General features: G+C 74.6%; 2 protein-coding genes. Both read left to right on the forward strand.

The window, feature by feature from the left end; genetic code table 11:
* Positions 1–2,364 (forward strand): SDR family NAD(P)-dependent oxidoreductase (locus ACGF5T_RS35915; protein WP_366769400.1); only part of this gene is annotated, 2,364 nt, incomplete at its 5' end.
* 16 nt (positions 2,365–2,380) lie between these two features.
* The coding region (locus tag ACGF5T_RS35920; RefSeq protein ID WP_366769399.1) for a type I polyketide synthase at positions 2,381–8,681 on the forward strand (6,301 nt) is incomplete at its 3' end.

Below are 8,681 nucleotides of genomic sequence, written 5' to 3' on the forward strand. Positions count from 1 at the left end.
ACGGCTGAGGCCGCGGGTGTGGATGCCGTGGTGGTGGGTTCGCTGCGTCGTGGTGAGGGGGGTCAGGAGCGTTTCCTGACGGCTCTGGGCGAGGCGTGGGTGGCGGGTGCCGGGGTGGACTGGTCCTCCGTCGTCCCCACCGGACGCCGCGTCGGACTGCCGTCCTACGCCTTCCAGCACGAGCGCTACTGGCTGGAGCCCGCGCCGACCACCCGCGAGGCTGTCGTCGCCGACACCGAGGAGGCCGCCTTCTGGGACGCCGTGGAACGCGGCGACCTGGCGGAACTCACCGGCACCCTGGAGCTGGAGTCCTCCCGGGAACTCGGCGCGCTCCTGCCCGCGCTCTCCTCCTGGCGCGCCCGACGCCGTCAGGACTCCACCATCGACACCTGGCGCTACCGGATCGAGTGGTCCCCGCCGACCGGACTCCCCGCCGCCGGCCCGCTCACCGGTACCTGGCTGGTCGTCGCCCCCCTCGCCTGCGAGCTGACGAAGTGGGCCACCACCGCGCTGCGCGCCGCCGGCGCCGACGTCCTGGAGTACGAAGTCGACGACGACCGCACTCCGGACCGCGACACCCTCGCCGCACGCCTGAGGGAGACCACCAGCCCCGAGGAACCCCTCTCCGGAGTCCTGTCGCTCCTCGCCACGACCGACGGCGCGCTGCCGAGCACCACGGTGCCCGCCGGGGTCGCCGCCACCGTGACGCTGACCCAGGCGCTCGGCGACGCGGGCATCACCGCACCCCTGTGGACGCTGACCCACGGGGCGGTGTCCACCCACGAGGAGCCCGTCGACCGTCCCGCCCAGGCGGCGGTCTGGGGTGTCGGCCGGGTCGCCGCGCTCGAACACCCCGACCGCTGGGGCGGGTTGATCGACGTCCCTCCCGCTCCCGACAGCACCGCCGGCGACCTGCTGACCGTCGTCCTGGCCGGCGGCACCGGCGAGGACCAGGTCGCCGTCCGCGACCGCGGCATCCTTGCCCGCCGGCTCGTCCGCGCGCCTCAGGACACCGACACCACCCGGCCCGCACCGACTGCCTGGACCCCCACCGGAACAGTGCTCGTCACCGGCGGAACCGGAGCCGTCGGCGCCGAGGTCGCCCGCTGGCTGGCCGGCAGGGGCGCCCCCCATCTGCTGCTGGTCGGCCGGCGCGGCGAAGCGGCGGACGGCGCGCCGGAGCTGGCGGCGGAGCTGACCGCCCTCGGCACGGAGGTCACCCTGGCCGCCTGCGACGTGACCGACCGGGACGCGCTGGCCCAGGTCCTCGCCGCGGTGCCGGGGAAGTGGCCGCTGACCGCGGTGCTGCACGCGGCCGGCGTCGACGGGGTGACCGCGCTGGACGAGGTCGACGCGGACCATCTCGACACCGTGCTCGGCGCGAAGGTCACCGGCGCGCGCCTGCTGCACGAGCTGACCCGGGAGGCGAACCTGGAGCGGTTCGTGGTCTTCTCCTCCGGCGCCGCCGTGTGGGGCGGCGGAGGGCAGGGCGCGTACGCCGCGGGCAACGCGTTCCTGGACGCCCTGGTACGGCACCGTCGCCAGGCCGGCCTGGCCGGGACCTCCGTGGCGTGGGGCTCCTGGGCCGGTGGCGGCCTCGCCGCGTCGGCCGGAGGTGACCGGCTGCGGCGGCTCGGGGTCGTCCCGATGGAGCCCGAACTGGCCGTACGGGCCCTGGCGGGCGCGATCGACCGGCACGAGGACGGCCTGGTCGTCGCCGACCTCGACTGGGACGTCTTCGGACCCGCGTTCACCGCGAGCCGGCCGAGTCCGCTGATCGCCGCGCTGCAGGCCGACCGGACCCTGGAAGCGGCCGACGAGCAGAGCGACGACGACACCTCCGCACTGCTCGACCGGCTCTCCGCCGCACCGGCCAGGCAGCGTCGGCAGATCCTGCTCGACCTGGTCCGCACCGAGGCAGCGGCGGTCCTGCGGTACCGGGACGGACGGGTCGTCGAGGCCGCGCAGGCGTTCAAGGACCTCGGCTTCGACTCGCTCACCGCGGTCGAGCTGCGGAACCGGCTCAGCCGCGCGACCGGGCTGCGGCTGCCGGTGAGCCTGGTCTTCAACCACCGCACCCCCACGGGGGTCGCCGCCCACCTCGGATCGGAACTCGGCGTCGCCGACCACGGACCGAGCGCCGACGAGACGCCCGCCGAGCCCGGAGAGGACGCCATCCGTACGGCACTGGCGACCGTTCCGATCGCCCGTCTCCGCGCGGAGGGCCTGGTGGACACGCTGCTGCGACTGGCCGGCGACACCGACGAGCCGTCCACCCCGTCCACCGACGGCGACTCGATCGACGAACTGGACGCCGACGCGTTGATCGACATGGCGCTGAACGCCGACCGAGACGATGCCTGAGCCTGTGGAGAACTCGATGAACACTCGTAGCGACAAGGCCGTCGAGGCCCTCCGAGCCTCGCTCAAGGAAGTCGACCGGCTCCGTCGGCAGAACCGGGAGATGCGGCAGGCGGCCCGGGAGCCCGTCGCCGTCGTCGCGATGAGCTGCCGGCTGCCCGGCGGCGTCGCAGCGCCCGAGGATCTGTGGCGGCTGCTCGCGGACGGTACCGACGCGATCGTCGACTTCCCCGACGACCGCGGCTGGACCCAGACCGTGGCCGAGACCGGTGGCTACACCCGACGCGGCGGGTTCGTCCCGGACGCCGCCGAGTTCGACGCGGCCCTGTTCGGGATCAACCCGCGTGAGGCGCTGGCGATGGACCCCCAGCAGCGGATGCTGCTGGAAGCGGCCTGGGAGGTCGCCGAACGGGCCGGCATCGATCCGCACTCACTGGCCGGCAGCGACACCGGCGTCTTCGTCGGCGCCTCACCGTCCGGGTACGACACGGTGGGCCGGATGCCCGAGTCCACCGTCGGCTACCAGCTGACCGGCAGCGCCAGCAGCGTCCTGTCCGGCCGGCTGTCCTACGTGCTCGGTCTGGAGGGCCCGGCGGTCACCGTCGACACCGCCTGCTCCTCGTCACTGGTCGCCCTCCACCTGGCCGTCCAGGCGCTGCGGCAGGGCGAGTGCGGCCGCGCGCTGGTCGGTGGCGTCGCCGTGATCACCACCCCGGCGGCGTTCACCGAGTTCGGCAAGCAGGGCGGGATGGCCTCCGACGGGCGGTGCAAGTCGTTCTCCGCCGAGGCCGACGGCACCGGCTGGAGCGAGGGGGTCGGCGTACTCCTGGTCGAACGCCTCTCCGACGCGCGCCGCAACGGCCACGACGTCCTCGCGGTCATCCGAGGCAGCGCGGTCAACCAGGACGGCGCGTCCAACGGCCTGACCGCGCCCAACGGCCCCTCCCAGCAGCGCGTCATCCGCCAGGCACTCGCCAACGCCGGACTCACCACCGCCGACGTCGACGCGGTGGAGGCACACGGCACCGGCACGGCGCTCGGCGACCCGATCGAGCTGGAGGCGCTGCAGGACACCTACGGCAGGGACCGTCCCGACGACCGCCCGCTGTGGCTCGGCTCGGCCAAGTCCAACCTCGGCCACACCCAGGCCGCTTCGGGCGTGGTCGGCGTCATCAAGAGCGTGTTGGCGCTGCGCAACGGCCTGCTGCCCCGCACCTTGCACGTCACCGTCCCCACGCCCCACGTCGTGTGGGAGGGCCGCGGAGTCCGCCTGCTCGCCGACGCCCGCCCGTGGCCCCGTACGGACGTGCCGCGGCGGATCGGTGTCTCCGCGTTCGGCGTCAGCGGCACCAACGCCCATCTGCTCCTCGAGGAGGCGCCGGCCCCGCTCCCCGAAGACGAGCCGGCCGGGGAACCGGCGGACGCCGGCGCCGGCGCGCTGCCGGGCCCGCTGCTCTGGCCGGTGTCCGCGCAGACGCCCGACGCGCTGCGCGCCCAGGCGGAACGTCTCTGCGACCGATTGGCGGACCGCGCGGAGCGTCCCGCCGATGTGGCATGGTCGCTGGCCACGACCCGGGCCGCGTTGACCCGGCGCGCCGTGGTCCTCGGCACCGACGAGGCAGAACTGCGCGACCACCTCGCGTCGTTGGCCTCCGGGCACCCGGCCGGCGGTGTCGTCACGGGAACGGTCGACGAGGGCCGGACCGGGTTCCTCTTCACCGGCCAGGGCGCGCAACGCGCCGGCATGGGGCGAGGGCTGTACACGTCGTTCCCGGCGTTCGCCGAGGCCTTCGACGCCGTGTGCGCGGAATTCGACCCGAGGCGCGGCCGTCCGCTCAAGGACGTGGTGTTCACCGGCGGCACCGAGCTGGACCGGACCGAGTGGACGCAGGCCGGCCTGTTCGCCGTCGAGGTCGCGGCGTTCCGGTTGCTGGAGTCCTGGGGCGTCGCCCCGGATCTGCTGCTGGGGCACTCGATCGGTGAGGTGGCCGCCGCGCACTGCGCCGGCGTCCTCTCGCTCTCCCACGCCTGCCGACTCGTCGAGGCGCGGGGCCGGCTGATGCAGGGGCTGCCCGCGGGCGGCGCGATGCTCGCGGTCGAGGCGACCGAGGCCGAGGTCGTCGAGGCGCTCGCCGGCCGGGCCGACATCGCCGCCGTCAACGGACCCGCGTCGGTGGTGGTCTCCGGCTCCGAGGAGACCGTCGACGCGCTGGCCACGCGCTGGGCGGGGGAGGGCCGCCGTACCCGCCGGCTGACGGTCTCGCACGCGTTCCACTCCGCGCTGATGGAGCCCATGCTGGCCGAGTTCGCTGCCGTGGTGCAGGAGCTGGACTTCGCCGACCCCGCCATCCCCGTGGTGTCCAACCTGACCGGCGAGGAGGCGGAGCCCGGACTGATGTCGGACCCGGGGTACTGGGTGCGGCAGGTGCGGCAGACGGTCCGGTTCGCCGACGGGGTGGCACGCCTCCGGGACCAGGGCGTGTCCCGCTTCGTCGAGCTGGGCCCCGACGGGGTGCTCTGCGCCATGGCCCAGCAGACCGCCGCCGACGCCGTGTTCGCACCCGTGCTGCGCAAGGACCGGGACGACACCGCCACCGCGCTCACCGCACTGGCCCGGCTGTGGACCTCCGGCGCCGAGGTGGACTGGCGCTCACTGCTCCCCGAGGGCCGCGGGGTCGAGCTGCCGACGTACGCCTTCCAGCGCGAGCGCTACTGGCCCGAGGCGTTGCCCGAGACGGGCGCCGCCCAGCCGTCCACCTCACCGGAGGAGGACCGGTTCTGGGAAGCGGTGGAGCGAGCCGACCTCACCGAACTCACCGACACCCTCGGACTGCGCGACGACCCCGAGTCCCTGGCGGACCTCGTACCGGCGCTGTCGTCCTGGCGACGTTCCCTGCGCCAGGAGTCCCTCCTGGAATCGTGGCGCTACCAGGCCCGGTGGAAGCCGCTCACCCTCACCCCGGGCGGCTCCCTCACCGGGACCTGGCTGCTCGTCACCGCGGGCACCGGCGACGACGCCCAGGACGTGGCGAACACCCTCCGTGCCTCCGGCGCGCGGGTCGTCGAACTCGCCCTCACCGCGGCCGACGACCGAGCCGTCCTCACCGAGCGGCTCACCGCCGCCGCCCCGGACGGCGTCGTGGTCGTCGTGGGCGGTACCGGCCCACGACCGGCGCGACCCACCGACCTCGCGGCGCTGCTCCTGACCTACCAGGCCCTGGGCGACGCGGAGCAGGCCGCCCCGCTGTGGTGCCTGACCCGCGGCGCGGTGTCCACCGGGGACGACGATCCGCTGCTCCACCCGGAGCAGGCACCGTTGTGGGGGCTCGGCCGGGTCGCGGCCCTGGAGTCCCCCACCACCTGGGGCGGACTGGTCGACCTGCCGGCCCACGGCCACGACACCGTCGGCGACGCGCTGGTCACACTGCTCGGCGGCGCGACCGGGGAGGACCAGGTCGCGCTGCGCGACGGGCAGGCGTACGGCCGCCGGATCGTACGGGCGCCACTGCCGCGCGGTTCCGCGCCCCGGTGGACGACCGGCGGCACCGTACTGGTCACCGGGGGGACCGGAGGTCTCGGCGGCGACGTGGCCCGATGGCTCGCCCGGCGCGGGGTGCCGCACCTGCTGCTGCTGAGCCGGCACGGCGCCGACGCGCCCGGCGCGGAAGAACTCCGAGCCGAGCTGCACGCGTCGGGCACCCGTGTGACCGTCGCCGGGTGCGACGTGGCCGACCGTGAGTCCCTCGCCGCCGCACTGGCCGCCGTACCCGCCGAGCTCCCGCTCACCGGGGTGGTGCACGCCGCCGGCGTCGGGACGCCGGGCCGGCTGCTGGACACCGACGAGGGCGAGGTCGCCGAGGCGATGCGCGCCAAGGTCACCGGCGCGGCCCTGCTCGACGAACTCACCGACGACCTGGACCTGTTCGTCGTCTTCTCCTCCATCGCCGCGACCTGGGGCAGCGGCGGCCAGGGCGCCTACGCGGCCGGGAACGCCTTCCTCGACGCGCTGGTGGAGCACCGCAGGCACCGAGGACTGGCCGGAACCGCGATCGCCTGGGGGCCGTGGGCCGAGGTCGGCATGGCCGCCGACGACGAGGTCGCCGCCTACCTGCGGCGCCGCGGCCTGTCGGTGATGGACCGTGCGGTCGCTCTCCGGGCCCTCGCGTGCGCCGTCGACCATGACGAGGCCACCGTGAGCGTCGCCGACGTCGACTGGAAGCTGTTCGCTCCGGCGTTCGTCTCCGCCCGCCCGAGCCCCCTGCTCGCCGAACTCCCCGACGCACAGGCCCCGGCCACGGCGACCACCGCCGACGCCGACACCCCGTCCACCGCGCTGCGCGACGCGCTCACCGCCGCCCCCGGGACCGAACGGCACCGGCTGCTCCTGGACGCGGTCCGCACGCACACCGCGCAGGTACTGGGCCATACGAGCGTCGCCGTGGTGGAACCCCGCCGCGCCTTCCGCGACCTCGGCTTCGACTCGCTCACCGCCGTCGAACTGCGCAACCTGCTCACCTCCGAGACCGGGCTGCCCCTGCCGACCACCCTGGTCTTCGACCACCCGACGCCGCTCGCGTTGGCCGACCACCTGCTCGGCCGGCTCTTCGGCGACACCTCCGCGGCCGCCGCCGCGCCCTCCCTCGGCACCCCCGCCGCTGCCGACGAACCCATCGCGATCGTCGGCATGAGCTGCCGCTACCCCGGCGGGGCCAACTCGGCCGAGCAACTGTGGGACGTGGTGGCCTCGGGCCGCGACGTCGTCACGGACTTCCCCACCGACCGCGGCTGGCCCGAGGACGGGGACGGCGACTACGCCCGCCGGGGCGGATTCGTCGACGGAGCGACGGAGTTCGACGCGGCGCTGTTCGGGATCTCGCCGCGTGAGGCGCTGGCGATGGACCCGCAGCAGCGGCTGCTGCTGGAGGCGTCCTGGGAGGCCTTCGAACACGCCGGCATCGACCCGTTGTCGCAGAACCACACCCGTACCGGTGTACTCATCGGCGCCGCGTCGTCCGGCTACGGCCTGGGCACCGACCTCTTCACCACCGCCGAGGGGCACGTGCTGGCGGGCGGATCCAACAGTGTGATCTCGGGCCGGGTGGCGTACTCCTTCGGCCTTGAGGGCCCCGCGGTGACGGTGGACACGGCCTGTTCGTCGTCGTTGGTGGCGGTGCACCTCGCGGTGCAGGCGCTGCGGGGCGGTGAGTGCGACAGGGCACTGGCCGGCGGTGTGACGGTGATGGCGGGGACGAGCATCTTCGCCGAGTTCAGCCGGCAGGGAGGGTTGGCGGGCGACGGGCGGTGCAAGTCGTTCGCGGAGGCCGCGGACGGCACCGGGTGGTCCGAGGGCGTGGGTGTGCTGGTGCTGGAGCGGCTGTCCGACGCCGTGCGCCAGGGCCACGAGGTGCTCGCGGTGGTGCGGGGGAGTGCCGTCAATCAGGACGGGGCGTCGAACGGTCTGACGGCGCCCAATGGCCCGTCGCAGGAGCGGGTGATCCGGCAGGCGTTGGCCAACGCGCGTCTTGAGGCGTCGGACGTGGACGTGGTGGAGGCGCACGGGACGGGGACCAGGCTGGGTGACCCGATCGAGGCGCAGGCGCTGCTCGCGACGTACGGCCAAGGGCGTGATACTGACGCTCCGTTGTGGCTGGGCTCGGTCAAGTCGAACATCGGGCACACCCAGGCCGCCGCCGGTGTGGCGGGCATCATCAAGATGGTGCAGGCGCTGCGCTCCGGCACGGTTCCGGCGACGCTGCACGTGGATGAACCGACTCCGCACGTGAACTGGACGACCGGTGCCGTGCGGCTGGCGGTCGAGTCGCGGGCGTGGCCCGAGACGGGGCGTGCGCGTCGGGCGGGTGTGTCCTCGTTCGGGATGAGCGGCACCAACGCGCACGTGATCCTCGAACAGGCCGAGGAACAGGCCGAGCCGGTGACGGCCCCGACGCCGGAACCCTCGACCGGCTCCGCACGGGTGCCGCTGACCGTGTCGGCGAAGTCGGCAGCGGGTCTTGCCGCGCAGGCGGGCCGGTTGCGGGAGCTGTTCTCCGGTGCGTCGGGACCCGGCCTGGTGGACGTGGGCTGGTCGTTGCTGTCGCGGGCGGGGCTGGAGCAGCGCGCGGTGGTGCTGGCCGCCGACCGGGAGAGCGCGGCCGAGGGCCTGGGCTCGGTGGGTGCCGGTGTGGCGTCGTCGGGTGTGGTGACGGGTGGAGTGGTCCCCGGTGACGTGGTGTTCGTGTTTCCGGGTCAGGGGTCGCAGTGGGTGGGGATGGGGCGGGAGTTGGCGGGTTGGTCGGGGGTGTTCCGGGAGGCGTTGGCGG

This window comes from Streptomyces sp. NPDC047853, from assembly GCF_043204535.1.
GTDB lineage: Bacteria > Actinomycetota > Actinomycetes > Streptomycetales > Streptomycetaceae > Streptomyces.